Source organism: Flagellimonas sp. ABD4_174, assembly GCF_056160185.1.
In genome coordinates this window covers 2,544,963-2,570,727 of record NZ_JBSWWP010000001.1, presented here as the reverse complement: position 1 = coordinate 2,570,727, position 25,765 = coordinate 2,544,963, and the positions used below count along the sequence as shown (strand labels likewise).

Genomic DNA, 25,765 nt, shown 5'->3' with positions numbered 1-25,765 from the left:
TGCTATGAAAAATTTTGACAAACTATACCGACCCGGTAAAATGACCTTGGGAATAGAATTCCCGCTCGATAACGATTGGTCCTTGGAAGGGGATAAAAAACGAAGAGAAGCGGGAAGGCCTTTCGGTATTCCGGATATGACAAATCATTTGGAGTTGGTACAACAGGCAGATGCAGCTGGTTTTGCATCGGTTTGGGTACGGGAAGTACCGGTTTACGATCCCAATTTTGGGGATGGCGCCCAGTTGTTCGATACTATTGGTTATTTGGGTTATTTATCCGCGGCTACCCAGAATATATTGGTGGGAACGGCCGCTATCGTTTCACCCTTACATCAACCCATACATTTAGCAAAAGCCGCCGCAACTATTGAAAATTTAAGCAAGGGTAGATTGCTGTTGGGTTTAGGGCTAGGGGACAGGCCCGTGGAATTTCCTATGTATAAAATAGCCTATGAGGAACGCCCCAAATTGTTTCGGGAGCATTTAAAAATTATGCAAGAGGCTTGGAAATTGGAAAGCGATTTAACCGAGTTTTATCCTTTTTTAAATCCGGGTGTGGACGTTTATCCCAAACCCCAGGACCCAATTCCTTTGGTGGTTGCCGGCCACTCGGGACAGTCCATAGATTGGATTGCAAAAGAAGCGAACGGGTGGTTCAATTATCCCAGAACACCAGAGGAAACCTATTTGCAGCAAAAGAAGTGGTGCGAGGCCTTATACGATAACGACCAAGCCTGCAAACCCTATATTTCTGCCTTTCATTTAAACCTACTTACGGACGACAATGCCGACTTTAGACCACATCGGTTTGGAGGTGCCATAGGGGTAAACAAGCTTACGGAATTACTGAAACGCTACGAAGAAGCAGGGGTAAACCACATGGCGTTGCACTTGCGAAAATCAGACACACCAGTTAAGGAAGCATTGGATAAAATAGCGGAAGTAGTGTTGCCGTCATTTAACGATGTTTTGGTGTAAGGGTTCAAGGAGTAAAGGGTTGTCGAAAAAAATGCTAAATAATTCTTAATCCGTGATTTGTTTCATTATTTCCCTTTTTTGTGCTAGTGCCTCCCTAAGTTCCTGATTTACATTTGCATCAACAATTTGACAAAGAAAAATTTAGACCGATAAAAGGATGGAAAAAGAAGTTTTTATTGTTGGTGAAATGACATGCTCTTCAGAAGGAATCAATGAGGTGGAAAACATATTAAAGGAACTGAGAGAACACACGCGAAAGGAAAAAGGTTGTATTTACTATCAGTTTTTTAGAGGAGAAACGGAGGAAGGCATTTTTGCAACAATAGAACATTGGGAAAGTGAAGAAGCGGAAGCTGCACATTGGGAAACCAATCATCTTAAGGAGGCAGGTCAAAAACTACAGCCATTCTTGTTGAGTCAAATGCAAATATCTAGATACAACAGAACTACTGGCGAAACTGGTTGCCAATAAAACCAATACATCAAAAATAAATTAAAGATGAGCAAATCAATTTTAATTACTGGAGCAGGCTCAGGTTTAGGTATGTTAACGGCACTTGGTCTTGCAAAAAATGGGCATAAGGTCATTGCCACAGTTCAAGATTGGCCACAAGTAACTTTTTTAAAGGAAGAAGCAAATAAAGCCAATGTAGAATTAATCGTTGAAAAACTAGAGTACACCAAAGGAGCAGACCATGATACCATACTTCGTAAATATGGCCAAGAAGTAGATACTGTAGTTTTAAATGCTGCAACAGGAGAAACAGGCCCAGCGGCAGAAATTCCTATTGAACGATACCGGTGGGTTTTTGAAATCAACGTTTTTAGAACGGTAGAACTTGCGCAGCGATTCGCAGCTGTATTTGCCAAAAGAGGGTACGGAAAAATCATGGTGACTTCCTCCACAGCAGGTTTACAAACGTATCCGTTTCTAGCACCCTATAGCGCTTCCAAACATGCCATTGAAGCAATTTTTCAATTGATGCATCAAGAACTAGCACCTTTGGGCGTACAAGTGGCACTGATTAATCCAGGACCTTTTAATACGGGTTTCAATGACCGAATGTTCGAAACGGTTGACCAGTGGTTTGTAACCAATAAAAACTTTACGCCAGAAAAAGGCATTAGGGATATGCAAGGAATGTTTGCCGATCCTAATTTTCAATTAGACCCACAAATTATGGCAGACGCGATGATTGACATCATACCAAAAGATGTTCATAAATTCAGAAATGTCTGTCCTGAGAATTTTGAAAAAGACGTGAAAGATTACCAAAGCAATTTATGGGACTTAACAACAAACAAGAATTAATAATTGTAGATAATAGATTTTAAAAAAGATGAGCTTAGAAAATAACATTAAAGGAAAAGTAGTAGTGATTACAGGTGCCAGTAGTGGACTGGGTGAAGCTACAGCACGTCATTTAGCAGCAAAAGGGGCACACGTTGTATTGGGTGCCAGAAGAGAAGATCGTTTACAGACCATTTCGGAGGAAATCAATTCCAAAAACGAAGGTAAGGCGGCATACATTGCAACAGATGTGACCAAAAAAGAAGACGTTCAAGCTTTGGTGGACAAGGCGGTAAGCGAATTTGGTAAAATTGACGTAATGGTCAATAACGCTGGTTTAATGGCTATAGCACCCATGAGCGAGGTGAAGGTAGATGAGTGGGACCGTATGATCGATATTAATATAAAAGGGGTGTTGTACGGTGTGGCCGCTGCATTGCCCATCTTTCAAGAGCAAGAATCCGGGCATTTTATCAACCTATCTTCCGTAGCAGGAATAAAAGTATTTGCACCGGGGGGTACGGTATATAGTGGAACCAAATTTGCCGTTCGAGCCATTTCAGAAGGACTGCGTGCAGAAGTAGGAGGTAATATCAGAACCACTTCCATTGAGCCAGGTGCTGTTGATTCCGAGTTGAAACACGGAAGTACCCATAAAGAGAGTTCTGAAATGGTAGACAATATGTACGAGACCATTTCTATTCCTGCCGATTCTGTGGCCAGAACCATTGCTTTTGCCATTGAACAACCAGCAGATGTAGACGTGAACGAAATTGTGTTGAGACCAACTGTACAAGACTTTTAGTCTCAAGTCTTATTCGTAAGGTAATTTAGAAATACTGGACTGTAGTGCTATCTTTGGTACTACAGTCTATTTTAGTTTTTAAGAGATGACGCATTTTAAAAGTTTAAAGGAATTCAATCATTATGTTGGGTACACCGCTCCAAAAAAGGAGTTGATCGATGTGGTAAAGTATGACGAGTTTGAAAATTTACGTTTAAAAAGTGAACCCATCACCACAGATTGGTATATGATGGCCTTTAAACGCAATGTGACCGGTCTGCACTGTTTTGGAAGTACGGAGTTCGATCGGGATGCCGCCTTCTTATATTTTGTAAAACCGAACCAAGTTTTTGAATGGGATGCCACTGAATCTTGGAAGGGCTACCATATGCTCATTTCCCCTGCGCTGTTGCAGGAATACAATATTGATTTTAGCTTTTTTCAGTATGAGATAGGGGAGGCCTTGTTCCTAACCGAAGATGAGCAGCAACAGTTGGAAACCCTTTATGAACAAATTCTAACGGAATACAAAAAGGACACCTACGAGCTGGATTTGCTCATTGCCTACAGCAACCTCATTTTTACCTACATTGGTAAATGCTATAAAAGACAGTTTGAAACCAGACAACCCTTGTACAATAAAGTGGTGATGACCTTTAAAAAGGAGCTGAACAAATATTATTCGGACGGAAATACCCAATTGCCATCCGTAAATTATTTTGCTGAAAAATTGAACCTTTCCGTAAACTATTTTGGTGATTTGATCAAGCACCATACTGGCAAAACGGCATCCGAGCTTATACAGGAAAAAATCATAATCGAAGCGAAACATCAATTACAGAGCTATGACAAATCCATTGCGGAGATTGGATACAACCTAGGATTCGATTATCCCACTTACTTTTCGCGATTGTTTAAAAAGCATACCGGGGTAACACCATCTCAGTATAGGGGGTAGAATGTGTTTAACGCTTTAACCGCACCTCTTTCTCTATACCCAAACGCTTCATTTTGGCAAACAAGGTTTTGGCATTCATGTTTAAAATGTTTGCCGCACCTTTGTTTCCACTCACACGCCAATTGGTATAATTTAGCACATCGATAATGTAATCGCGTTGCATGGTTTCGAACGGTTTAAAATCTTCTGTTGGAATAAAATTATCAGTTTTCGGTATCCATTGTCCAGGATTCAACGTAGTACCATTTTCAATAATTACGGCACGTTCAATCAAATTTTCCAACTCACGAATGTTGCCCGGAAAGTTATAAGCCATTAAGGCTTCAACCGTTTTTTTCGATAAGCGTTTAAATGCTTTGCCTGCTTTTGCCGAATATTTTTCTAAAAAGTATTGTGCCAACATAGGGATGTCCTCTTTTCTGGCGCGCAAAGGAATATTATGAATAGGAAATACATTTAGACGGTAATATAAATCTTCGCGAAACGTTCCTTCTTTTATCATGTCTTCCAAATGCCTATTGGTGGCTGCTACTACACGAACATTTACTTTTATAGTTTTATTGCCACCTAATTCATCAAACTCACCTTCCTGTAATACACGTAGCAATTTTGGTTGAAGGTCGATAGGCATTTCACCTATTTCATCTAAAAAAATGGTACCACCATCGGCTAACGAGAATTTACCGACCTTATCGGCAACAGCACCTGTAAACGCCCCTTTTTTATGCCCAAACAATTCACTTTCAATCAGCTCTTTAGGTAGGGTGGCACAATTAATTTTAATCAGTGGCCTGTCTTTACGCATACTGTTATTATGGATAGCACTAGCCAATAACTCTTTTCCGGTTCCAGATTCACCGGTGATTAAAACAGTAGTATCGGTAGGAGCAACTTGGTCTACTAATTGCAAGACTTTCTCATAAGCCTCACTGGTACAGATAATGTTATTGAAATTGATTTTACTGTTAATCTCTTCTTGTAAATATTCATTTTCATTTGCTAATCGATCTTTCAGGGATTTGATTTCTTCCAGCGCCTGGAACAGTTCCAAGTCTCTTACCTTCCGCTCGGAAATATCCCGGATTATGGCGCAATTATAGTCTTCATTGTTGTAGCGTAAATGGTTGGCTGTGATGTCCACAGGAAATTTGGTGCCATTTTTTCGTACGGCAAGCCATTCAAACCGGATGGACCCCTTTTCTACCACATCATTAAAATGATTTTCCCACCATTCTTTGGTAATCCCAGGGTCTAGATCAAAAATGGAAGCATTGTTTAATTGGCTCTCGTTAAATCCCAATTGTGCTTTTGCGGCCTTGTTGTGATGAAATAGGGTGCCATCCTTTTTTATAACATAAACAATATCTTCGGCATTACCAATAACTTCTTTATAGAGCTGTAGGTTGTTTTCCTTGAGTTGCTGTTCTGTGACATCTTGGTAAACTCCAATGAGCTTATAAATTTTATCTCCTTTTAAGACGGGTTTGGCCACGCACCTCATAAATCGAGGAGGATTATGTGCAGTTTCCAACACTTCATCGTATGCTTCGCCTTTTCGTATGGCATTGCTCAACAAGGATTTAATATGCTCGGGGTCTTTAAATTGATGAATGATTTTTGGAGGCGTAAGGTCATCTACATTCTGTGCCTCGAACATTTGTAAAGCTTCGGATGTGGCTACAATGGAACCATCTTGAAGGTTGAGCTCCCAACCACCGACATGGGCAATGGTCTGGGTGTTGTCCATTAACTTTTGATAGAAACTTGATTCCGAAATATCGTTGACAATGGCACAAATTAATTTTTTTCTGTTATTTGAGAAAAATTGAGCAAAAACCTCTACTTCGTAATATTTGCCGCTTTTGTTTTTATGGGTTTCCTTAAATCGATGAATTCCTTTTTTTTGGACCAATTCCCAGTGTTTTTTCCAACTTTCCGGTGAAGATGTGGGGTTAATGTCAAAAATGGAAAGCCCTGTTATTACTGACTTGTTGTACCCTAACCGATTACAAAACTTAGTATTGGCATATACTATTTTACCGTTCTCGTCCATCCACATCACTTCATAGGGCAAGGTCTCTACCAACCACTCTTTTATCTCTAAACTCTCTTGATTCTTAGCCATAAGCTCCATTTTAAGCACTAAAAAAGTACAATATATTTCTCATATATAAGAATATTCTCAAAAATGAGCATAATTAAAATTGAATATTTTTTTGTAAAATACTGTTATTCAGAATTTTAAAATTATGGCACGCTGTTGGCCCATACCATGTCAAACAAAAACAATGAATCGCAAAAGTTTTCTTTTAAAGTCAATTGCAGGTACAGGTCTTTCCTTCTTGGGGTTATGAGTGTTGAGCAACACAAAAGAAGATAAGGAACCACCAAACTGGACAAGAGAGAACATCGGTTTTAACCATTTACCAAATAAAGAATACAAAACTATGAACACAGTAGTACACAAGGCGGACAGTAGGGGAGATGCCAACCACGGATGGTTGCACTCCAAACACACCTTTAGTTTTGCCAATTACCACAATCCGGAGCGTATGAACTTTGGGGTACTTCGCGTATTGAATGATGATACCGTTGCGGCAGGAATGGGCTTTGGCACACATCCACATCAAAACATGGAAATTATTTCCATCCCCTTGGAAGGTGATTTGGAACACAAGGATAGTATGGACAATGTCGCGGTGATCAAGTCGGGTGATATTCAGGTGTTGAGTGCCGGTACCGGTATCACACATTCAGAGTACAACAAAAACAAAGACCAACAGGTGAAGTTTTTGCAAATCTGGGTATTTCCCAATAAGGAAAATGTTGCTCCAAGGTATGATCAGATTACGCTGAACACTGCCGATAGAAAAAATCAATTCCAACAAGTATTGTCACCAAATCCTGACGATGCCGGTGTTTGGATCCATCAAGATGCGTGGTTTAATATGACCGATTTGGATCAAGGAAAATCTTTGACCTACAATTTAAAAAAACCAGGAGAAAACGGCGTGTACGTTTTTGTACTCAAAGGCGATGCTACCGTAAACAATCAAGCTTTAAATCCCAGGGATGGATTTGGGGTTTGGGATGTAAATGAACTCAACATCACGGCAGATTCCAACACCGAATTGTTGTTGATGGAAGTTCCTATGTCACTGTAAATAGAAAATATAATTCATTTTAAATAATAAAAATCAGTTTATGGAAACAGCAGTAAAAACAAATTGGAACATTGATAATGCACACTCTGAAATTGCTTTTAAGGTAAAGCATATGATGATTTCTACCGTAACAGGCTATTTTGAAGACTATAGTGCCTCGGTGGAAACGGAAAATGAGGATTTTAAAGGCGCAAGCTTTTCTTTTACAGCTCAAACGGATTCTATCAACACTAAAAATTCCGATAGAGATGCACACTTAAAATCAGATGATTTTTTCAATGCAGAAGACTATCCGGAGTTAAAGTTTGAATCAAAATCATTTGATGGCAACACTTTAGTTGGAGACTTGACCATAAAAAACATCACTAAAGAAGTAAGTTTGGATGTGGATTTTAATGGAGTGGCAATAGATCCATACGGACAAACCAAAGCAGGCTTCGATATTTCGGGGGCCATAAATAGAAAAGACTTTGATCTTACGTGGAGCGCCGTTACCGAAGCTGGTAAAATAGTGGTAAGTGATACCGTAAAACTACAATTGAACGTGCAGTTTGTTAAAGCATAGATAGTTGAGTCGTTGGGCCAATAGGATGAAGTTCCTTTTGGTCCAATTTTTAATTTAGAAACACTACTATGTACCTATATTACATTTACTAGGGGTAAGTTTTTTAATAATACTGCAAAGGCCAAGCATATATCTTAACCCAAGGGCTTGTGACTGCCCAATCGCAAAATTGGATTACTTCTTCTTAAAAGAAATTGACTTTTCTTTAATGTTTGGTCGTAACAGAAGTCAAAAGACGAACCGCAGCAAGGTCTACTTTGTTCTGAGACAATCTAGTCCCGATAAAACAAGTAAATCCAAATAGACCTGGAAAGTTTAAAGTTGAGCGAGCTTAAAACTGCGGCTACAATAGCGATAATAAAGAATACGCTGAGAGGGGAAAAACCGGCCAAATACCAGAAAATAACCAGACAAGCGATCATTTCGGCAGCTGCAAGGGCATAACTTACGAACATGGCCCCAAAGAAGAATCCTGTTTCCCTTTCAAATTTATAATTGCAATGAGGGCATCTTTCGTGCATTTTTGGAATCCTAAAAGGAAATCTTGATTTAGGATGCTGAAAAATATCTCCAGTATTACATTTGGGACATTTGCATTGGAATATATTTTCTACTTTTTTCATCGCAACTTTAATTGATTCAACAAAATTGCGACTTTAGGATACGTTCCTGTGTGTGGCATATTCCCATATATTTGTACTATTCGGACATAGTTATGAAAATACCGGTTTTAAATATTCAAAATTTCCGAGAATCAAAACGGATGAACGAGGTGTATGTTAATTCCTTTTCTCGTCATTTGGAGTTTAACCGATGCCTTATCGATAAACCACATAGCCATGATTTTTACTTGTGCGTTCTTTTTTTGGAGGGTACCGGTACCCATGAGGTCGATTTTAAGACCTACCGGATTGGTCCCGGAAGGGTATTCTTTTTAAAACCGGGGCAGACCCATTATTGGAAATTCGATACCAAACCGGAGGGAATCATTTTTTTTCATTCACAAGCCTTTTATAATCTAAGGTTCCTAGGACACTCCCTTTCCATTTTTCCATTTTACGGTTCGCAACAGAATCCCCCAATGCTTAAAGTTCCAACAAGTGAAATACCGGTGTTGCAAATGAAATTTCAGGAGGCAATTGCCGAATATCGTGATAATAGAATGATGCGGGAGATTAAAATCCTAGGCTTGATAAATGATATCTATATCCAACTTTCTCGGATATATGCCTCCCAAATAGATTTGGATCATATTAACTATACACAAAGCACGGCATTATTGGATCGTTTGGAAATTTTGATCGATAAAAATTTTAAAGAGGAAAAGCTACCTAAATTTTATGCTGAGCAATTGAACATTACCACAAAGCACCTCAACAGAGTGGTAAAGCAAACCGTGAACAAAACAACTACAGAACTTATTTCCGAAAGGGTAGTACTGGAAGCCAAACGGTTAATTGTACACTCCAAACATAATTTGGCAGATGTAGCCTATGCGCTGGAATTTTCCGATTATGCCTATTTTTCAAAATATTTTAAAGCCAGAACAGGAATTACGCCTAAGGCTTTCCAGGAGTCCTACAAATAATTTATTTGAATTAACCACAATCTTTTGATGGTCGCCCCCCTTGCTTAAACGGGCTACAAAGGACAAAACCCTAGCGTAAATTGTATTTAACACCTATTTTTTTGGTTTGATGTAACTAATATAAGGTGCTGATGCAGAGGTGATTTCTGGATTTTGAGGCACTAACGGAATACTGTATTTAGGTCTTTTTTAAGATTTTGGGTAAGTATTGCAAATTGTTGTCGACCTATACCATGTTCCACGAACAATACTGAATGGACGGCATATAACTCCAAGAAATGATCAACAAGAAAATGGACCCGAACAATACAGCGCTGCTTGTATTTTCCTTATCCGCTAAAAAGGAAGTAGGGAGGAAGCCCATTGGTGATGGTCATAGGCCGGAAGAACAGGAAGCCTTATTCAATTTATTGATCGCCAACACGAGAAATTTGGCTACGCAATGTGGTGTCGATTTTTATTGGGTAGATGAGCACGAACAAATAGGCGATAATTTTTCAAGCCGTTTTACAAATGCTTTTCAAAAACTGTTTGATGCCGGTTACGATAATGTAATCTCCATTGGGAACGATAGTCCGGATTTGACCACCCAACTTTTACAAGATGCCGTGCATAAGTTGGAATCAAACAAAATGGTACTGGGTCCATCCAAAGATGGAGGTGTTTATTTGATTGGTCTGAACAAGGAAATATTTCACCACGGAACATTTCTGAACTTCCGTTGGCAAACTTCCTTTTTGTTGGACAGTCTAAAGGATTATATCGACACTCATAAAATAGATGTTGAAATTTTAAGGGAGCTTTCCGATATTGATTCCCGGAAAGATTTGGAGGACTATGCAAAATCTAATCCTACCTCTTTACTGAGCAAGTTATTCAAATTACTGATAGCATCGCTCAATCGCAAATGGAAACGAACTCTTGAAGCAGTTCCATTGGCAATACATCTTTCAAATATAGGGTTAAGGGCACCGCCCGTTTTCAATTCTTTTTAGCAGAATATAACGGACAGTAGGTAGAGCTACTGCATAACATCATCAATTAATTTAACCATAAACATATGAGACCAATACTGATTGCAGTATTGCAATGCTATGTGTTTGCCTTGTTTGCACAAGAAAGCACGTACAGCTCCAGAGTGCTGGATGACAATCAATTGCCCATTCCCTATGCCGCGGTTTATGAAGAAGGGACTCAAAACTATACATCTACCGACGAAGATGGCTACTTTGAGTTGACAACCTCATCCAAAAAATTTACGCTACAAATTTCTTCCATAGGATACAGGCCATTGACAGTTCTAGTGGAGGACGGGACCCTGCCACTTACGCTCATTATGGAACCCTCCCAAGAACAACTGGACGAAGTCGTAGTGACCGCGTTGGGAATCGAGAAGGACAAACGTGCCTTGGTATCTGCCGTATCCACAGTAAGTTCGGATAAGTTGGTTACGGTTCCGCAGACCAATCTGGTCAATAGTTTGGCAGGGCAAGTTGCTGGGGTACAGATTACCAATGGTTCCAGTGGTGTGGGCTCATCCTCTAGGATCATAATACGAGGGGAAAACTCGTTGAGTGGAAGCAATCAGCCCCTTTTCGTGGTGGATGGTGTACCGATAAGCAACGAACAAATCACAAGCGACCTTGTAAATAATGGTGCCTTGCAAGAGGTCGATTTTGGTAACGGAAGTTCCGAATTTAGTCCGGACGACATTGAATCCATTTCTGTTTTAAAAGGAGCTGGCTCCGCTGCGCTCTATGGGGCAAGAGCTGCAAATGGGGTGGTCTTGATCACTACAAAACGGGGCAATAGGGCCAAAGGCTTTGGAGTAAGCATAAATAGCAATTTTACCATAGAAACTTTGCTTACCTTACCGGATTATCAAAATGTATATGGATTGGGATCTAATGGGGCCTATGCTTTTCAAAATGGTACGGGTGCCGGAGTTGGTGACGGCGGAATCAGCAGTTATGGCCCAAGATTGGATGCAGGGCTACTGATACCACAGTTCGATAGCCCTTCGGTGGACATCAACGGGAATCCCGTTCGCGCAGGCGACGTGATTTCTCGAACATTGCCAGACGGTTCCTTTACACCCATTACCCCAACACCATGGGTGGACAGACCGGATAATGTCCGCAACTTTTTTGAAACCGGAATAACCTATCAAAATAATATTGCCATTAGCAACACCACCGATAAGGGAAGTACGCGCGTATCCTACAGTAATTTGCGAAATGAAGGCATTTTGCCGAATACGGATCTAAAAAGAGACGGTATTGCATTGAGTGTTAATCAATTTTTGAGCGATAGGCTTAAACTGAGCACTTTTGTAAACTACATTAATACACGAAGTGGCAATAGACCCAATTTAGGGTACGGATATGAGAATGTACTTTATGGGTTTAATTGGACAGGTCGACAGACCAATATTGAATCTCTTAGGGATTATTGGCAAGCGGGACAGACGGGTAGGCAACATTTTGATATTAATTATTTATGGCTGACCAACCCCTATCTTACCCTCTTCGAGAACACCAATAGTTTCACTAAGAATCGGGTTCTGGGCAATGTGTCCGCAACCTACGATTTTTCGGAGCACCTATCGTTAAAGGTACGGGGTGGTTTGGATACCTATAATGATGACAGGGAGTTCCGTCGTGCGGTAAGCACCAATGCTAACCCATTTGGATCTTTTCGAAAGGACAATGTCCGTTTTACAGAATTGAACACCGATTTTTTGTTTACCTATACCAATAGTTTTAACGAAAATTGGAATTATGTTCTAACCGCTGGAGCCAATCGCCTAGATCAAAAAATCAACTATTCCTTCGCCGAAGCATCACAATTGGCAATTCCGGAAATATATACCTTGGCCAATTCCAGGGCCCCTTTATTGGGAAATAGCGAAAAGCTCGACAAAAGAATTAACAGTATTTATGGTACGGCCAATTTTGCCTATCGGAACCAGTTATATGCCGATTTCACTTTTAGGAACGATTGGAGCAGTACCCTGCCCACAGGTAATAATTCCTTTGGTTACTATTCCGCCGGATTGAGCTTTATTGCCTCCAATGCATTTGAGCTGCCCAAAGACATTACGTATCTAAAATTTAGGTTTAGTGCGGCATCGGTAGGTAACGATACCGATCCATTTCAAAATACGCAGACCTTTCGGCTAAATGGGAATTATGGCCCCAATTTTAGGGTAACGAACAGAACCGTGCTAAAAAACACCAATTTAAAACCGGAACGTTTGGATGCCTATGAACTAGGCCTCGAAACATGGTTCTTAAATGGAAGAATACAATTTGAGGGTTCTGCCTATCAAAATATCAGTAAGGATCAGATCATCTCAAGGCCCATTTCCAATGCGACAGGTTTTAATAGTTTTAATGAGAACGGTGGGGAGATACGCACGCGCGGGCTCGAGTTGATGCTGAGCGCTTCTCCGGTAAAAACAAACAGTTTTACCTGGAACACATCGGTAAACTTTAGCACTTTTAGGAGTGTGGTTACGGAACTGCCAGATGGGGTAGATCAATTTGTAACGGCTACAGCAAGTGTTTTTAGCGGTAGCGGAGGTTCCAATACCGTATTCTACATAGCCAGAGAAGGCGGACGCGTAGGCGATATGTACGGTACGGGGTTTGTACAGATAGATGGGCAAGATCTTTACGATAGCAATGGATTGCCCGTTCAGGATGCCAATTTGCGCAAACTGGGCAATTATAATCCAGATTTTACCTTGGGCTTCAATAACAACTTTTCTTATAAAAATTTTGACTTTACCATTTTGTTCGATTGGCGGCAAGGAGGCACCATCGTGTCCCGAACCAAGGCATTGGGGAGTACCTCCGGGGTATTGCAGGAAACCCTGTTGGGCCGCGAAGGGGGATCGGAAAGCACGCAGTTTGTAGATGGTAATGGCGTAGTGGGAAATGGTGTGGTCAATATTGGGACGGTGGACAGCCCCCAATATGTCCCCAATACTACAGCAGTAGCGGCAAGTAGGTTCAACAATGCATTTTACGATAGAGGGAATGAGGCCAGTGCCCTGTACGATGCCTCTTATGTTAAATTAAGGCAGCTCAGTATCTACTATACCTTTCCCCGGAAAATGACAAAATCCTTGGGAGTGGAAAACTTAAAGCTTGGCCTTATTGGCAGCAATTTATTATTGTTTACCGAAAATCCGCATTTCGACCCAGAGCTCAATGCGCTCCAAGAGCGCAATATTGTGTACGGCGTTGAGGATTTTTCTTATCCATCCACCAGAAGTTTTGGTGTAAGCCTAAAGACCAATTTTTAAGAAGAAACTATGAAAAATATATCTCAGATTTTAATCTGTATCTGCTTGTCCATTATCAGTTGTACAACGGATTTTGATTCCATAAACGAGAACCCGAACGAGCCGCAAGAGGTAAGCCCGGAGTTTTTGCTGACCAATGTAATTGCCGATTTCAGCAATGAGCATACCTACAATCAAGGTCTAAGACTCAATAACTATTTGGCACAGTTTAATGCAGATATTGAGTTTGAACGCATAGATAGATATGAACTGGGCAGCAATAGCGGATATTGGAATTTGATCTATGGCCTTTTGGCCGATTTGGAATCAATGAAAACCTTGCCAGGGTATAATGATGCCTATGATGGGGTGTGCGAAATTCTTCGCAGTTACCTATTTTCACAACTCACCGATATTTGGGGAGATGTCCCGTACACCGATGCCATACGTTTTTCGGAGGCAAACTTTACACCTGAATATGATACACAAGAGCATATTTATATAGACCCGGAGAACGGAATTCTTGCCCGACTGGAAAAAGCTGCGGTCAAACTTGAAAATACCACCGAAAGTATCCGTGGGGATATCATGTTCAATAATGATCTGAATAAATGGGTGCGGTTCGCTAATTCACTCCAAGTGCGGTACTATCTCCGAGTAAGCAAGAGAACCTCGGATTTTGACAGACTGCAACAATTGGCCAATGGCAATAAACTTATGGAATCGAATGCCGATAATGCAATACTGCCCTATCTGAGCTCCGCCCCAAACCAGTTTCCCTTGTTCAGTGCATCTACAGGTATTTATCAAGGTCTAAAAATGAGTGAGACGGTGGAACGGATATTAAAAGAATGGGACGATCCCAGAATAGGTGTATTCTTTAACCCTACTCAAGAGAGTCTTCACAACGGTACACCGGAGTACAAGGGAATGCCCAACGGACTAAGTACCCAGACAATTAGTGAAATGGGAATTGTACTGAACGATGTGTCCAATATGTCCGATAGGTTTCGGGTGGTTCCCGATGGAGTGGATGCACAGTTCATGTTGTATTCAGAAGTGCAGTTTGCCCTGGCCGAAGCTACGGAAAGGGGATTTATCACCGGAAATGCCCAAACCTTCTACGAAAACGGTATTAGGGCACATTTTGAATATTACAATGCAGAAATGCCGGGAGATTATTTCACTAGGGAGGTTATTGCGCTCAATGGGAGTATGGACGAGAATCTGGAAAAAATCCTTACCCAAAAGTGGTTGAGTCTATTTATGGTAGGGCACGAGGCATGGTTCAATATCCGTCGTACCGGAATACCGGAGCTCAGACCGGGAATGGACAACTTTAACGACGATAGATACCCATCACGTTATCTGTATCCCGAATCGGAACAAGCAGCCAACAGGGAGAACTATGAACAGGCCGTATCTAGGTTGGGAGGGGATAACATCAATATAAAGAGTTGGTGGGAATTGTAAACTGAACAAAACAATTAAAAATGAAGAGAGTTAATAAATTACCAATACTAATATTTATAATCACAATTAGTGCAACCTTGTCAGTAGCGGCCAATGTTACCCGGGGCAAGGCCAATATCACCGAGCCTTATACAAGGGGTGGGGAGTCCATCACAAAAAAAAGGGTTTGGGTCGATACCGATCTAGCAGTGGGAATGAAAAGGCATCATAGAGATGGGTATAGCGATGTGGACGATGGTTATGCCGTACTACAATTATTCAAAGCAGACCATATTCATGTCGTGGGTATCAGTGCTGTGTTTGGCAATACCAAGATCGATGATGCATTTAGACTTAGCAAGGAAATGGTAAGTGAATTTTCACCATATCCCATTCCCGTGTACAAGGGTGCGGGCGAAAAATTGGATTTGCAGGATATAAGAACGAACAACGCGGTAGAATCCCTGGCAGAAGCCTTGCGTAGGGAGCCATTGACCATATTGGCCATTGGGCCAGCAACCAATGTGGGCTTGTTGTTGCTAAAGTACCCAGAACTGGCACCAAGGATTCAAGAAGTTGTCCTGGTCGCTGGACGTAGGACCCCTACTTCTTATTTTGAAATTGGAAATCCGGTTCGCCACGCTCCCGATCTTAATTTCGACCTAGATAATGATGCTTTCCGTATCCTTTTTCAGAGTGGGGTAAAAGTGGTTCTATGCCCATTTGAAATTTCTAATAAAGTTTGGTTAACGGCCAAGGATTTAGATAATTTGAAAAACGGGACCCCCGGAAATAATTGGCTCTCCGAAAAATCAAGACCATGGTTGCAACAGTGGGTAGATGCTGGAGATGTGGGTTTTAATCCGTTCGATGTGCTGGCCAGTCATTATCTTATTGCGCCGGAAGATTTGGTTATGGAACCCCTTGTGGCACGATTGGAAATCCATAAAAATGATATGAGGGAACAAAAGGGCAACCAGCACTTTAAACAATATCTTTTATGTGATAAAGAAGAGGGATATCCGATTCTTTACTGCTACGATGTTGTTCCCGGATACCATCAAAAATTGATGGAAAGCCTCCTGAAAACCTATGAAAATTAAGTGTAAAAGCAGCATTTTAAATGATTAAGATCACCAAGAATATAAAAGAGCTGGAAGAGTACCTCCATGGACAAAAATGGTTGGGGACAAATGAACATATTACCGCAGTGGAAGTCCCCGGAGAAGGGAATATGAACTTTACACTTAGGGTAAGGACGGATCAAGGCAGCTTTATCCTAAAACAAAGCCGCGATTATGTAGAAAAGTATCCACAGGTTTCGGCACCTGTGGATAGAGCAATGAGGGAGTCCGAGTTCTACAACTTAGTGGCCGACCATAATTTACTTAAACGGCAGATGCCGGCACTCCTTGGGGTCGATGTGAACAATTATGTTCTGAAATTACAGGATTTGGGCGAGGGTGTGGATTATTCATTTCTGTACGAGGAAGCAAGTAGTTTGGATGAGGTTGAATTGCAAGAAATAATTGGATTTGTGGCCGAACTTCATACCAGTGTCCATTTAGGCAAAACTGGCAGATCACTTCCCAATCGTAAAATGCGCAAACTTAACCATGAACACATTTTTATTTACCCATTTCTTAAAAATAATGGGTTGAATTTGGATGATATACTTCCCGGGTTAAATGAAATTGGCAACAGCTTTAAAGAGGATGTGCCCTTATTAAAGAAGGTGGAGCAATTGGGAGAGCGCTATTTAAAGGATGGCAGTGTATTGCTGCACGGGGATTATTTTCCCGGTAGCTGGTTAAAAACAAGTGCAGGTGTTCGGATCATTGATCCGGAATTCTGTTTTTTTGGTGAACCCGAGTTTGAGATCGGGGTAACCTTGGCACACTTAAAATTGGCCGCACAGCCACAAATAATTTTTAACAAAGCTCTTGAAAGTTACATGGACAGGGCGCCACTGCAAAAGGAGCTCTGTTTTCAATTTATGGCTACAGAGATACTTAGGCGTATATTGGGATTGGCGCAACTGCCTTTGTCGATAGGTCTCACGGAGCGCATCGAACTCTTACAAGAGGCTAAGGATCTTTTGGTTTGATATATTGAGGAGCCTAACCGCCACCAATGATTTAGGATTGTACATTGAAAGAAGAGTATCTCTTAATGTACCAAAACATTTTTGGAGTACTTCGACTACTTGTTTAGAAGATGTTTTATCCTTTCGATAAGATCATCTACCGAAGTTAACTGTCCCAATTCCGATGCATTTAAAAGTGTATATAGTTCTCCAGTGTTCTTCTTTACCAAAATAATGGGCAACGGTTTGTTCAGGAGGTCAATATTGACCTCTAGAGCTTCGTCCTTATGTAAAAACCTCTTATTATATGGAATTGTTTCCAAAAATGAGGCCCACTTTTTATTGACTCCCACATGACCATGGGTCAATTGGCACAACGAACATGGATAGGTGGATGGAGAAAATATCTTGTGGGCAAAATCACTTACCACACTAAAAACATCCGATTTGGCATTGTAAATAAAAATGATTTCTTGATCAAAGTTTTTCATGATGCTCGATTAATTTTGGGATAGATACCTATGGGACCATGCTGCGATAATTTTGCCAGCATAAAGCGAGTCTTCCTTGTTGGAGAGTAAATGGTCTGCACCATCCAAAGAGACAAAACTTTTGGGATGCTTTGCGGATTGATAGATTTTAGCGGCATTTTCGATGGACACGGTAATGTCCTGCGGTGAGTGCATTACCAATAAAGGCTTTTTCATACTTTGGAGGATCGGGACCATATTTTTATTTTTAATGTCCTCCAAAAATTGCTTTTTAACCTTAAAATCTCGACCTCCAATAGATACCAACGCTTCACCATCCATAAGAATTTGATCTATGTTATCCCTTAACAAATGGGATACATGTTCCGGCTGCGAAGGAGCTCCAATGGTGATCACCGCTTTTAGTTGAGGTAAACGGGCGGCCGCAAAAATAGCGGCAGCACCCCCTAAAGAATGCCCAATAAGCATGGAAGGGTACTCGTAATGTTCACGTATATGGGCGGCCATATCCTCAAGATCCTCTACGTTAGAAGAGAAATTGGTGTTTTCAAATTCACCTTCGCTATCACCCAGACCGGTAAAATCGAACCGAACAACAGCAATACCACTTTTGGTCAAAGCCTTACTGATATTCCTGACGGCAGTAAGGTTTTTGTTACAGGTAAAGCAATGGGCAAACAAGGCATAACCCAATATGGGCGAAGTTAACGGTAACTCCAATTTTGCCGATAATGTATGGCCTTGCCTATTTTTAAATGATATCTTTTCCAGTTTCATGTATGTAATGGTCGGATGAATTCGAAATTCCTTCCATAATGGGTCGGAACAGCTAATTAAACCACTTTAAAGAAGTATACTAGTTGGGCTGCGGTCTTATTCACGGCTTCCGCTTTTAAGATATTTAAGGCTCTTGTTGTAAAAAAAGTTTAACTCTTTGGCATCTGCACCGAACCATCTTTTTGCATAAATCCGCAAATGTAGCCATTGAAGCTTCCAAACCCCTATGTTGTTGTAGTGTCTCGCTGAAGTAACAATGGGTTCGTTGACCACTTTGAACCGGGTATTTTTGTAGATTCTTTTTATGAGCTCAATATCCTCATAAACTTCATAATCCTCATTAAAGCCGTTCAGGGTATAAAATAGGTCATGGTCCATAAAAAGGGACTGATCACCTCCTCTACAAGATATATGATTGACCGCAGTTGCCCACCCCATGAGTTTTAGCCACCAGTGATCGCTATCAAATTGAAGCCTAAAACAACCGGCCCTGATGTTTTTGTTTACAAGGAGTACCTCATAAATTGCCCGGTCATAATATTTTGGGGGGAAACTATCAGCATGTAAAAAGTAGAGAATGTCTCTCTTGGCAATATTTGCACCGGCATTCATCTGCCTGGCCCTCCCTTTTTTGGATTGTACATATCGGATATTCGAGTATCCGGTCAGTTGCACTCCAATGTCATCACTGCTTCCACCATCGACAACAATAATCTCCCCTACATAGCCAAACGCATTGGCATTAAGATGGTCGATCAATTTGCGGATTCCCTTGGATTCGTTGAGAACCGGAATAATAATACTGATCATAACAAGTTTTGTTACCTACCGTTCAGGTTCCAGTCGTATTCCAAATAGCTTACTTTGGCATCCTCGGCAATTTTTACATTGGTGTAGGTATTTATGTAAGCTCGTATGTCACCGTCCAAGAAATCGTTCTTGTACCACTTAAATATTTTAGAGAGTTCTAAATGGTCTTTTTCAATTTGATTTCTATCAGATTCAATGAATTCGTAAGTGGCGCGTTCCAACTGTTCGTCCAGGGTTTCGGGCAGGTAGACCTCGTTCAATAGTTTTGGGCACGAAGCCGACGCACAATTTATCGCAAAATGAATCCTAGGTTCATCCATTTTTCGAAGGATCTTGTGCTCAAGGTCTCCCAAAGAGATCATATTACCCCCTAGTGGGATTAATTTTTGGTCCCATGGTTGGTTGATTCTTTTGATACTGCTGGTGGGATAATTATCCAAAATCAATAAAACCGTATAGGAATTGTACAGGTTAATGTAATAGGACAGTTTTGCATTTCTGCTCCAATTTCCGGAGGGTTGTTTTTCTTTCAGGATGTTTACATAGGATTCCAAAACGTGCTTTTCTTTTAAGAGCCCGCTATAGTCAACTTGCCCTGTATCGTCTACATACTGTTGCAATAAGAACTGCCAAAGCGTATGGTCTGGGTAGTCGGGGTTTTGGAGCTTGTTGGTCTCGTATGGTATAAGTTTACCGTGGTCTTTTGTCGGGGTCGCAACCAAGGTGATGGTTTGGATCAGAATGGTGAATAACAGCAAATACTTCATGGGTGGAATACATTTTATTGGGTGAGCATAGTCGGTTTAAAAGGACCGTCCTAACATACCGTATTGGATTAAAATTTAATAAATAATGGTTTTCCATTTTTAACAAGTGATAAAAACAGTTTATAGCGTCAGTTAAACCCATTGTTGGTATTTTCCTGTTTTGGGTTTTAACAAAAGTTTATCGTAAGGCACAAAAACAATGGACGACAAGTTTTCATATCAAAATAATGGTCCGATGACCAAATAATAAAAAATTAAAGAATAAATGAAAACAAGTTTTATTTTAAGAAGTTTGGTCTTGACCGCATTAATAGGCCTTTCAAGTTGCAGTAATGATGATAATGGTAATGCTTCCCCAGAGATACCTTCAGGAAATTTTGTGGTCACGATTGAAAACACATTTGAAACCAAGCAATATTTTGTGAACGGAACTACTGGATTTATAGCCCCAGGGAATACAGAATCCTACACCTTTAATGCAGGTAAAGGGCATTATTTAAATTTTGCTACCATGTTTGTTCAATCCAATGACCTATTTTATGGCTTTGATGAAGCAGGAGTTCCCCTTTATAACGAAAATGGTGAGGCTTTGACTGGAGATGTTACCTCCTATATAAGTCTATGGGACGCTGGTACTGAGGTCAATGAGGAGCCAGGAGTCGGGGTGAATCAGGCTCCAAGGCAAGCAGGGCCAAATACTGGAGACGATGAAAACGGTACAGTTAAGCTCATTTCCGAAGTGAATGATGGTTTTGTATATCCGGAAGTGGCTGAGGTAATAAAGGTAACCTTAACTCATGATGGGGGAACAGAGTTCACAATGACCATAGAAAATGTTTCTAACGTTGCAAGTTTTGCAACTCCATTGGCACCGGGAGTTTGGGTAGTTAGTGGCCCGGAACAAACCCCATTGTTTACAGCTGGGATTGAATCATCTGAAGGATTGGAGCGTATAGCGGAAGACGGTGATAATTCGATTTTGGATACTCAGTTTACTTCGGAAAGTGGATTTGTATCACCTTTTGCACCAGGTGCCTATAGCGTAAATGGAGCTGTTTATAGTATTGGAGGTAGTGCTTCGGAAGCTTTGGAGGCAATGGCTGAAGATGGGAATCCATCAGGTTTTGACAATATTTTTAATACACCTGTCGGAAAATCTGGGCCTGGACCAATTTTTCCGGGAGAATCCTATTCTTTCGAGTTTACAGCAAGTGAGGGGGATGTTTTATCATTTGCAACCATGTTGGTACAATCCAATGATTGGTTGATCGGCGCCAATGAAATTAACTTGTTTAATAACGGAATTCCCACTAGCGGAGATATTACCGATAGATTGGAACTAGTTGATGCCGGTACAGAGGTAGATGAATATGCCGGTGCTGGAAACAATCAACCTACCCGTCAAGTTGCTGCGAATACAGGTGAAGAAGAAAATGGAACCATTGCAATAGAACAAACGGTCGGTGCCCATGTCCCCACAATCGACCAGATGATCAGGGTTACAATTACAGCTAACTAAAAGTTCATAATAGTGATTGTTGTTACGAAGGGCCATTTTGTAAAAAGAAATGGCCTTTTTTTTAATACACAACCGAAAGAAAGATATACCAAACCTTGTTCCAATTTTAAACCAGTATCTTGTATTTTGAAAGCGAAGGCCCGTTCTAATGTACTTGCCTTTTTCAAATAGGGAAAGGTCAATTGTTTCCCCTTACTTGTCAAATCAATCAATACATCAATATCTATATACACCATGAAAAATATATTGCTCGTTTTATTGTTGCTCATATCCCTGGCCATGATTTTTATCTCATACAAAGCAGCTATACCAGCTCCAGGACTAACCGGGTTGGGCTTTATTGTTATTTCGATCTTGTTTTACAATCGCAAAGATTAGTAAGTGTGTAGTAGGGGCTTGTTCGAAGCAAAGATTTTAATTCGTGAGTTTTGGATAAATCGTAGCATACCCAAGGAAGAATTGATAGGGGCAATGTTGTTTTTGTAATGGCTGAAAATCAGAAAGATTCTTTATTGAATATGAGAAAGGTAGCCATTAAAAAAAGATAAAGGTTAATTATCGGGGAAAAGAACGACTTAAAATCATAGAAGAATGATCCATTGCCAAATGGTCAGAAAACAACACAACTTAAAAACGAAATATGCACACGAAAGAAATCAAGAATTTTGACGCTATCGTTATCGGATCCGGACAGGCGGGAACCCCGTTGGTTTTCAAGCTAGCTTCTCAAGGGCAAAAAATTGCTTTTATAGAACGGGAGCATTTTGGCGGGACCTGTTTAAATGTTGGCTGTACGCCCACCAAAACTTATGTGGCCAGTGCTCGGCGCATGTGGGAGGCGAAGCATGGCGACGAACTCGGTATTGAAATCCCGACTGGAGCAAAAGCCAATCTGGGCAAAATTAAAGCGCGAAAGGACGCTCTGATAAAAAAATCGGTAGATGGTATTGCCCAAGGAGTGAAGAACAATAAAAATATTAGTTTTTTTAAAGGCGAAGCTTATTTCGAGGACCATAAAGTGGTTGCCGTAAACAACGAACTTTTAACGGCCGAAGAGATTTACATTAATGTTGGTGGGAGTGCATTTATACCAGAAGGCTATGAGGATGTTCCTTACCTTACCAATCAAAGTATTTTGGAGCTCGAGGAAATCCCAGAACATTTAGTGGTAATTGGAGGTAGTTATATAGGCCTGGAATTTGGTCAAATGTTCGCCCGATTGGGTGCTAACGTCACAATAATTGAACGGGGCAGCGCCATAATAGGGAGGGAAGACCCGGAGACCAGTCAAACAATCCAACGTATTATGGAGAAAGAAGGCGTAGACTTTAGATTAGGGGCAGAATGTATTGCCGCCCAAAAAGATGAGAACGGTGGAATTGTTGCCAAAATTAATTGTTCTAAAGAAGGAGCCATCGAAATTAAAGGCAGCCATCTCTTACTGGCCGTTGGCAGAAGGCCCAATACCGCAAACTTACAACTCGATAAAACCGGTGTAAAAACCAACGAAAGAGGATTCATAGAGGTCAACGATCATTTGGAAACCAACATCCAAGGGATATATGCTTTGGGCGACTGCAATGGAAAAGGCGCTTTTACGCACACCGCATACAATGATTACGAAATTATCGTTGAGAACAAGTTCGAAGATAAAAATCGTAAAGTATCCGATAGAATTTTAACCTATGGCCTCTTTGTGGACCCACCCTTGGGTAGAGTCGGGATAACAAAGAAAGAAGCTGAAGAAAAAGGATTAGATGTTCTGATTGGGCATCGACCGTTCAGTAAGATAGCACGCGCCAAGGAAAAAGGTGAAACCGAAGGCTATATGAGTTTGGTGGTGGACGCCAACACAAAAAAAATATTGGGCGCCACTATATTGGGAGTGGGCGGAGATGAAATAATCAGCGGAATTATTAACATTATGTATGCCGATAAGAGTTATGAGGTAATACGGGATTCTGTACAACCTCACCCAACTGTTTCAGAATTGATACCAACAATGCTGGAATCTTTGACTAAATTGTAAAGCAAATTAACAAATAGGAAAACCGTCCAGTTTTAATCGATCAGAAAAATATAGCACAGAATGAACCTTACCGAACAGTTTTTAAAGACCCGAGAGAAAACTGAAACCATATGCAGTCCCTTACAAACAGAAGATTATGTAGTACAGCCCATAGTGGATGTATCACCTCCAAAATGGCATTTGGCCCATACCACATGGTTTTTTGAACAGTTTGTATTGGTAAATTTTGACCAAAGCTATAAGGTATTTCACCCTGACTTTGCCTTTTTGTTCAATAGTTACTATAATAATTTGGGTGAAAGGACCCTTAGGCACGAGCGGGGCTTTATGACCCGTCCGAGTGTTTCGGTCATCTATGAGTATAGAAAATATGTAACAAGTGCCATTCAGGAGCTGTTGGATAGCAAGCCCGATATTGAGGTGTTACAGTTGATCGAAATTGGAATCAATCACGAACAGCAGCATCAAGAATTATTGGCATACGATATCAAGTATATTTTAGGCACTCAGCCCACATTTCCAGCGATAGGAGATTATTTTGGTCTTAAAGAAGAGTCCCATGAACAGAAATGGCTTTCCTTTTCGGAAGGATTATATGAAATCGGGCATCAGGGCAACACGTTTTGTTTTGATAACGAACGGCCGTCCCATAAAGTTTTTATCCAAGATTTTCAGATGAGCAACAAGTTGGTGACCAAGGGGGAGTTTTTGGAATTTATGGAAGATGGAGGTTACAAAAACTTCAATCTTTGGCACGATGAAGGTTGGCATTACATCCAAAATAATGGTATCGATAGCCCTCTGCACTGGCATCATAAAAACGGTGATTGGTACGAATATCAATTCAACGGACTGGACAAAATAAATGTAGAATTGCCCGTCTCCCACATATCCATGTACGAAGCATATGCATATGCCAATTGGAAAGGGATGCGCTTACCAACCGAATTTGAGTGGGAGGTTGCTTCACAACAGATTGAATGGGGCCAACTTTGGGAATGGACCAATTCGGCACATTTGCCATACCCGGGCTTTACCCAGGCCAAGGGTGCAATAGGCGAATACAATGGAAAATTTATGCTAAACCAAATGATATTACGGGGAGCATCCGTTGCCACAACACATGACCACCTAAGAAATACATACCGTAATTTTTTCCCTGCATCCAGCAGATGGGCCTTTTCTGGGATCCGACTTGTAAAAAACCAAAATTAGAATGTCCGATTTTTTCGACCATGTAAAAGAAGGTCTGCGCAAGTCGCCCAAAGCACTTTCTTCACGGTATTTTTATGATGCAAAGGGAGATGCCCTTTATCAAAAAATAATGAATTTGGAGGAGTATTACCTTCCTCGTAGCGAAATGCAGATCATTGAAAACCAAAGTGCCCAAATGGCCCGCGATATTGCATTGGTCCACTCCCGTTTGCAAATTGTGGAGCTGGGAGCGGGAGATGGCACCAAGACCAAGCACTTGATCAAACATTTTAAGCCGCATTTTAACTCGCTCGAGTATGTGGCCATGGATATTTCCGACAATGTCCTGGCCATAAACGAAAAAGAAATAAAAAGTGAAACAGAGCCAATAAAATACAAAGGTGTGGCCGGTGATTATTTTGATACCTACAAAACCATACCAGCTACGCAAGATGGAAGACTTGTCATGTTTTTAGGGGCCAATATTGGCAACTACACCGGCAGTGACATCTCCGAGCTTTTTACCTTTGTTAAATCCAAACTAAAGGATACCGATTATTTTTTGGTGGCATTCGACCTGGTAAAACATCCTCGAAAAATTATGGCCGCTTATGATGATAGTAAGGGCATAACCAAACAATTCAACCTTAACTTACTGGAAAGGATGAACAGGGAGTTGGGAGCAAACTTCAACCTTGGACAATTTGATCATTACCCATATTATGACCCACTTACGGGCGTGGCATCCAGTCAAATAGTAAGCTTAAAAAAGCAAATTGTTGAGTTTTCACAAGGATTCACAGTTTCTTTTGACCTCTTTGAAGCGATTCATACCGAAATTTCCAAAAAGTTCTTTTTGAGCGATATTGAAGAGGTAGCCGAAGAGTCCGAAATGAATATTGAACAAACGTATTTCGATACGGATAAAGGATACACTTTTGTTTTGTTTCGGCCATGTATTTGAGCTCTTGGTATCTTTTTTTGATAGTATTCTGTACTATCTGATAGAGATATATGGTG

The 25,765-nt window shown here is 40.8% G+C and carries 23 protein-coding genes; 17 read left to right on the top strand and 6 right to left on the bottom strand.

Features of this window, described 5'->3' with window-relative positions:
* Nucleotides 1–4 precede the first annotated feature (4 nt).
* From ACXAFK_RS11375 to ACXAFK_RS11355, 5 genes are all read left to right on the top strand, one after another.
* Nucleotides 5–979: a TIGR03571 family LLM class oxidoreductase gene (locus ACXAFK_RS11375; RefSeq protein ID WP_474957844.1), complete on the top strand. Its 975-nt coding sequence runs from the start codon at nucleotides 5–7 to the stop codon at nucleotides 977–979.
* A 157-nt stretch (nucleotides 980–1,136) separates the two neighbouring features.
* Nucleotides 1,137–1,451 carry a putative quinol monooxygenase gene (locus tag ACXAFK_RS11370; RefSeq protein WP_474957843.1) on the top strand — a complete coding sequence of 105 codons (315 nt, stop codon included), beginning with the start codon at nucleotides 1,137–1,139 and terminating at the stop codon, nucleotides 1,449–1,451.
* 27 nt (nucleotides 1,452–1,478) lie between these two features.
* On the top strand, nucleotides 1,479–2,291 hold the full coding sequence (locus ACXAFK_RS11365) for an SDR family oxidoreductase (RefSeq protein WP_474957842.1): 813 nt from the start codon (nucleotides 1,479–1,481) through the stop codon (nucleotides 2,289–2,291).
* Nucleotides 2,292–2,319: 28 nt separating this feature from the next.
* On the top strand, nucleotides 2,320–3,075 hold the full coding sequence (locus ACXAFK_RS11360) for an SDR family oxidoreductase (protein WP_474957841.1): 756 nt from the start codon (nucleotides 2,320–2,322) through the stop codon (nucleotides 3,073–3,075).
* 85 nt (nucleotides 3,076–3,160) lie between these two features.
* On the top strand, nucleotides 3,161–4,012 hold the full coding sequence (locus ACXAFK_RS11355; RefSeq protein ID WP_474957840.1) for an AraC family transcriptional regulator: 852 nt from the start codon (nucleotides 3,161–3,163) through the stop codon (nucleotides 4,010–4,012).
* 7 nt (nucleotides 4,013–4,019) lie between these two features.
* Here ACXAFK_RS11355 and ACXAFK_RS11350 read toward each other — a convergent pair whose 3' ends face one another.
* A complete protein-coding gene (locus ACXAFK_RS11350; protein WP_474957839.1) occupies nucleotides 4,020–6,137 on the bottom strand; it encodes a sigma 54-interacting transcriptional regulator in 2,118 nt (705 codons plus the stop codon).
* A 322-nt stretch (nucleotides 6,138–6,459) separates the two neighbouring features.
* Between ACXAFK_RS11350 and ACXAFK_RS11345 the strand changes: the two genes are divergently transcribed.
* Both ACXAFK_RS11345 and ACXAFK_RS11340 read left to right on the top strand, forming a co-directional pair.
* Entirely contained in the window at nucleotides 6,460–7,176 is a 717-nt protein-coding gene (locus ACXAFK_RS11345) for a pirin family protein (RefSeq protein ID WP_293295672.1), read from the top strand.
* A gap of 40 nt (nucleotides 7,177–7,216) precedes the next feature.
* Nucleotides 7,217–7,741: a YceI family protein gene (locus tag ACXAFK_RS11340; protein ID WP_474957838.1), complete on the top strand. Its 525-nt coding sequence runs from the start codon at nucleotides 7,217–7,219 to the stop codon at nucleotides 7,739–7,741.
* A 272-nt stretch (nucleotides 7,742–8,013) separates the two neighbouring features.
* On the opposite strand, the gene ACXAFK_RS11335 is transcribed toward ACXAFK_RS11340, so the two are convergent.
* The gene (locus tag ACXAFK_RS11335) at nucleotides 8,014–8,364 is read right to left on the bottom strand and encodes a DUF983 domain-containing protein (RefSeq protein ID WP_474957837.1); all 351 of its coding nucleotides are present in this window, start codon (nucleotides 8,362–8,364) and stop codon (nucleotides 8,014–8,016) included.
* A 92-nt stretch (nucleotides 8,365–8,456) separates the two neighbouring features.
* Between ACXAFK_RS11335 and ACXAFK_RS11330 the strand changes: the two genes are divergently transcribed.
* The 6 genes from ACXAFK_RS11330 to ACXAFK_RS11305 all read left to right on the top strand — a co-directional run bounded on the left by ACXAFK_RS11330 (nucleotide 8,457) and on the right by ACXAFK_RS11305 (nucleotide 17,179).
* A complete protein-coding gene (locus ACXAFK_RS11330; protein ID WP_252079457.1) occupies nucleotides 8,457–9,329 on the top strand; it encodes a helix-turn-helix domain-containing protein in 873 nt (290 codons plus the stop codon).
* A gap of 278 nt (nucleotides 9,330–9,607) precedes the next feature.
* Complete coding sequence (locus ACXAFK_RS11325; protein ID WP_474957836.1) at nucleotides 9,608–10,324, top strand: TIGR04282 family arsenosugar biosynthesis glycosyltransferase; 717 nt, start codon at nucleotides 9,608–9,610, stop codon at nucleotides 10,322–10,324.
* Nucleotides 10,325–10,389: 65 nt separating this feature from the next.
* The gene (locus ACXAFK_RS11320; RefSeq protein ID WP_474957835.1) at nucleotides 10,390–13,641 is read left to right on the top strand and encodes a SusC/RagA family TonB-linked outer membrane protein; all 3,252 of its coding nucleotides are present in this window, start codon (nucleotides 10,390–10,392) and stop codon (nucleotides 13,639–13,641) included.
* 9 nt (nucleotides 13,642–13,650) lie between these two features.
* Nucleotides 13,651–15,093 (top strand): SusD/RagB family nutrient-binding outer membrane lipoprotein, encoded by a 1,443-nt coding sequence (locus ACXAFK_RS11315; RefSeq protein WP_474957834.1) that lies wholly within the window; start codon nucleotides 13,651–13,653, stop codon nucleotides 15,091–15,093.
* Nucleotides 15,094–15,113: 20 nt separating this feature from the next.
* Complete coding sequence (locus tag ACXAFK_RS11310; protein ID WP_474957833.1) at nucleotides 15,114–16,175, top strand: nucleoside hydrolase; 1,062 nt, start codon at nucleotides 15,114–15,116, stop codon at nucleotides 16,173–16,175.
* Nucleotides 16,176–16,195: 20 nt separating this feature from the next.
* Nucleotides 16,196–17,179: a phosphotransferase gene (locus tag ACXAFK_RS11305; protein WP_474957832.1), complete on the top strand. Its 984-nt coding sequence runs from the start codon at nucleotides 16,196–16,198 to the stop codon at nucleotides 17,177–17,179.
* A 95-nt stretch (nucleotides 17,180–17,274) separates the two neighbouring features.
* On the opposite strand, the gene ACXAFK_RS11300 is transcribed toward ACXAFK_RS11305, so the two are convergent.
* From ACXAFK_RS11300 to ACXAFK_RS11285, 4 genes are all read right to left on the bottom strand, one after another.
* On the bottom strand, nucleotides 17,275–17,649 hold the full coding sequence (locus ACXAFK_RS11300; RefSeq protein WP_252079462.1) for a GTPase: 375 nt from the start codon (nucleotides 17,647–17,649) through the stop codon (nucleotides 17,275–17,277).
* 9 nt (nucleotides 17,650–17,658) lie between these two features.
* On the bottom strand, nucleotides 17,659–18,426 hold the full coding sequence (locus ACXAFK_RS11295; RefSeq protein ID WP_474957831.1) for an alpha/beta hydrolase family protein: 768 nt from the start codon (nucleotides 18,424–18,426) through the stop codon (nucleotides 17,659–17,661).
* A gap of 96 nt (nucleotides 18,427–18,522) precedes the next feature.
* A complete protein-coding gene (locus ACXAFK_RS11290) occupies nucleotides 18,523–19,236 on the bottom strand; it encodes a TIGR04283 family arsenosugar biosynthesis glycosyltransferase (RefSeq protein ID WP_474957830.1) in 714 nt (237 codons plus the stop codon).
* Nucleotides 19,237–19,247: 11 nt separating this feature from the next.
* Entirely contained in the window at nucleotides 19,248–20,003 is a 756-nt protein-coding gene (locus ACXAFK_RS11285) for a DUF547 domain-containing protein (protein ID WP_474957829.1), read from the bottom strand.
* 265 nt (nucleotides 20,004–20,268) lie between these two features.
* Here ACXAFK_RS11285 and ACXAFK_RS11280 point away from each other — a divergent pair, with 265 nt between their 5' ends.
* The 4 genes from ACXAFK_RS11280 to ACXAFK_RS11265 all read left to right on the top strand — a co-directional run bounded on the left by ACXAFK_RS11280 (nucleotide 20,269) and on the right by ACXAFK_RS11265 (nucleotide 25,709).
* Nucleotides 20,269–21,522 carry a spondin domain-containing protein gene (locus ACXAFK_RS11280; protein WP_474957828.1) on the top strand — a complete coding sequence of 418 codons (1,254 nt, stop codon included), beginning with the start codon at nucleotides 20,269–20,271 and terminating at the stop codon, nucleotides 21,520–21,522.
* 640 nt (nucleotides 21,523–22,162) lie between these two features.
* Entirely contained in the window at nucleotides 22,163–23,551 is a 1,389-nt protein-coding gene (locus tag ACXAFK_RS11275) for an FAD-containing oxidoreductase (protein WP_474957827.1), read from the top strand.
* A 60-nt stretch (nucleotides 23,552–23,611) separates the two neighbouring features.
* The gene (egtB, locus tag ACXAFK_RS11270; protein ID WP_474957826.1) at nucleotides 23,612–24,766 is read left to right on the top strand and encodes an ergothioneine biosynthesis protein EgtB; all 1,155 of its coding nucleotides are present in this window, start codon (nucleotides 23,612–23,614) and stop codon (nucleotides 24,764–24,766) included.
* Between the two features lies 1 nt (nucleotide 24,767).
* Nucleotides 24,768–25,709 carry an L-histidine N(alpha)-methyltransferase gene (locus ACXAFK_RS11265; protein ID WP_474957825.1) on the top strand — a complete coding sequence of 314 codons (942 nt, stop codon included), beginning with the start codon at nucleotides 24,768–24,770 and terminating at the stop codon, nucleotides 25,707–25,709.
* Nucleotides 25,710–25,765 lie beyond the last annotated feature (56 nt).

Bases quoted from the DNA above. Each gene is read 5' to 3' on its own strand.
- ACXAFK_RS11325 (WP_474957836.1), top strand. From the start codon at position 9,608: ATGATCAACAAGAAAATGGACCCGAACAATACAGCGCTGCTTGTATTT.
- ACXAFK_RS11275 (WP_474957827.1), top strand. From the start codon at position 22,163: ATGCACACGAAAGAAATCAAGAATTTTGACGCTATCGTTATCGGATCC.
- ACXAFK_RS11315 (WP_474957834.1), top strand. From the start codon at position 13,651: ATGAAAAATATATCTCAGATTTTAATCTGTATCTGCTTGTCCATTATC.
- ACXAFK_RS11310 (WP_474957833.1), top strand. From the start codon at position 15,114: ATGAAGAGAGTTAATAAATTACCAATACTAATATTTATAATCACAATT.
- ACXAFK_RS11335 (WP_474957837.1), bottom strand. From the start codon at position 8,364: ATGAAAAAAGTAGAAAATATATTCCAATGCAAATGTCCCAAATGTAAT.
- ACXAFK_RS11365 (WP_474957842.1), top strand. From the start codon at position 1,479: ATGAGCAAATCAATTTTAATTACTGGAGCAGGCTCAGGTTTAGGTATG.
- ACXAFK_RS11265 (WP_474957825.1), top strand. From the start codon at position 24,768: ATGTCCGATTTTTTCGACCATGTAAAAGAAGGTCTGCGCAAGTCGCCC.
- ACXAFK_RS11355 (WP_474957840.1), top strand. From the start codon at position 3,161: ATGACGCATTTTAAAAGTTTAAAGGAATTCAATCATTATGTTGGGTAC.
- ACXAFK_RS11320 (WP_474957835.1), top strand. From the start codon at position 10,390: ATGAGACCAATACTGATTGCAGTATTGCAATGCTATGTGTTTGCCTTG.
- egtB (WP_474957826.1), top strand. From the start codon at position 23,612: ATGAACCTTACCGAACAGTTTTTAAAGACCCGAGAGAAAACTGAAACC.
- ACXAFK_RS11330 (WP_252079457.1), top strand. From the start codon at position 8,457: ATGAAAATACCGGTTTTAAATATTCAAAATTTCCGAGAATCAAAACGG.
- ACXAFK_RS11290 (WP_474957830.1), bottom strand. From the start codon at position 19,236: ATGATCAGTATTATTATTCCGGTTCTCAACGAATCCAAGGGAATCCGC.
- ACXAFK_RS11340 (WP_474957838.1), top strand. From the start codon at position 7,217: ATGGAAACAGCAGTAAAAACAAATTGGAACATTGATAATGCACACTCT.
- ACXAFK_RS11350 (WP_474957839.1), bottom strand. From the start codon at position 6,137: ATGGCTAAGAATCAAGAGAGTTTAGAGATAAAAGAGTGGTTGGTAGAG.
- ACXAFK_RS11295 (WP_474957831.1), bottom strand. From the start codon at position 18,426: ATGAAACTGGAAAAGATATCATTTAAAAATAGGCAAGGCCATACATTA.
- ACXAFK_RS11360 (WP_474957841.1), top strand. From the start codon at position 2,320: ATGAGCTTAGAAAATAACATTAAAGGAAAAGTAGTAGTGATTACAGGT.
- ACXAFK_RS11300 (WP_252079462.1), bottom strand. From the start codon at position 17,649: ATGAAAAACTTTGATCAAGAAATCATTTTTATTTACAATGCCAAATCG.
- ACXAFK_RS11370 (WP_474957843.1), top strand. From the start codon at position 1,137: ATGGAAAAAGAAGTTTTTATTGTTGGTGAAATGACATGCTCTTCAGAA.
- ACXAFK_RS11280 (WP_474957828.1), top strand. From the start codon at position 20,269: ATGAAAACAAGTTTTATTTTAAGAAGTTTGGTCTTGACCGCATTAATA.
- ACXAFK_RS11345 (WP_293295672.1), top strand. From the start codon at position 6,460: ATGAACACAGTAGTACACAAGGCGGACAGTAGGGGAGATGCCAACCAC.
- ACXAFK_RS11305 (WP_474957832.1), top strand. From the start codon at position 16,196: ATGATTAAGATCACCAAGAATATAAAAGAGCTGGAAGAGTACCTCCAT.
- ACXAFK_RS11375 (WP_474957844.1), top strand. From the start codon at position 5: ATGAAAAATTTTGACAAACTATACCGACCCGGTAAAATGACCTTGGGA.
- ACXAFK_RS11285 (WP_474957829.1), bottom strand. From the start codon at position 20,003: ATGAAGTATTTGCTGTTATTCACCATTCTGATCCAAACCATCACCTTG.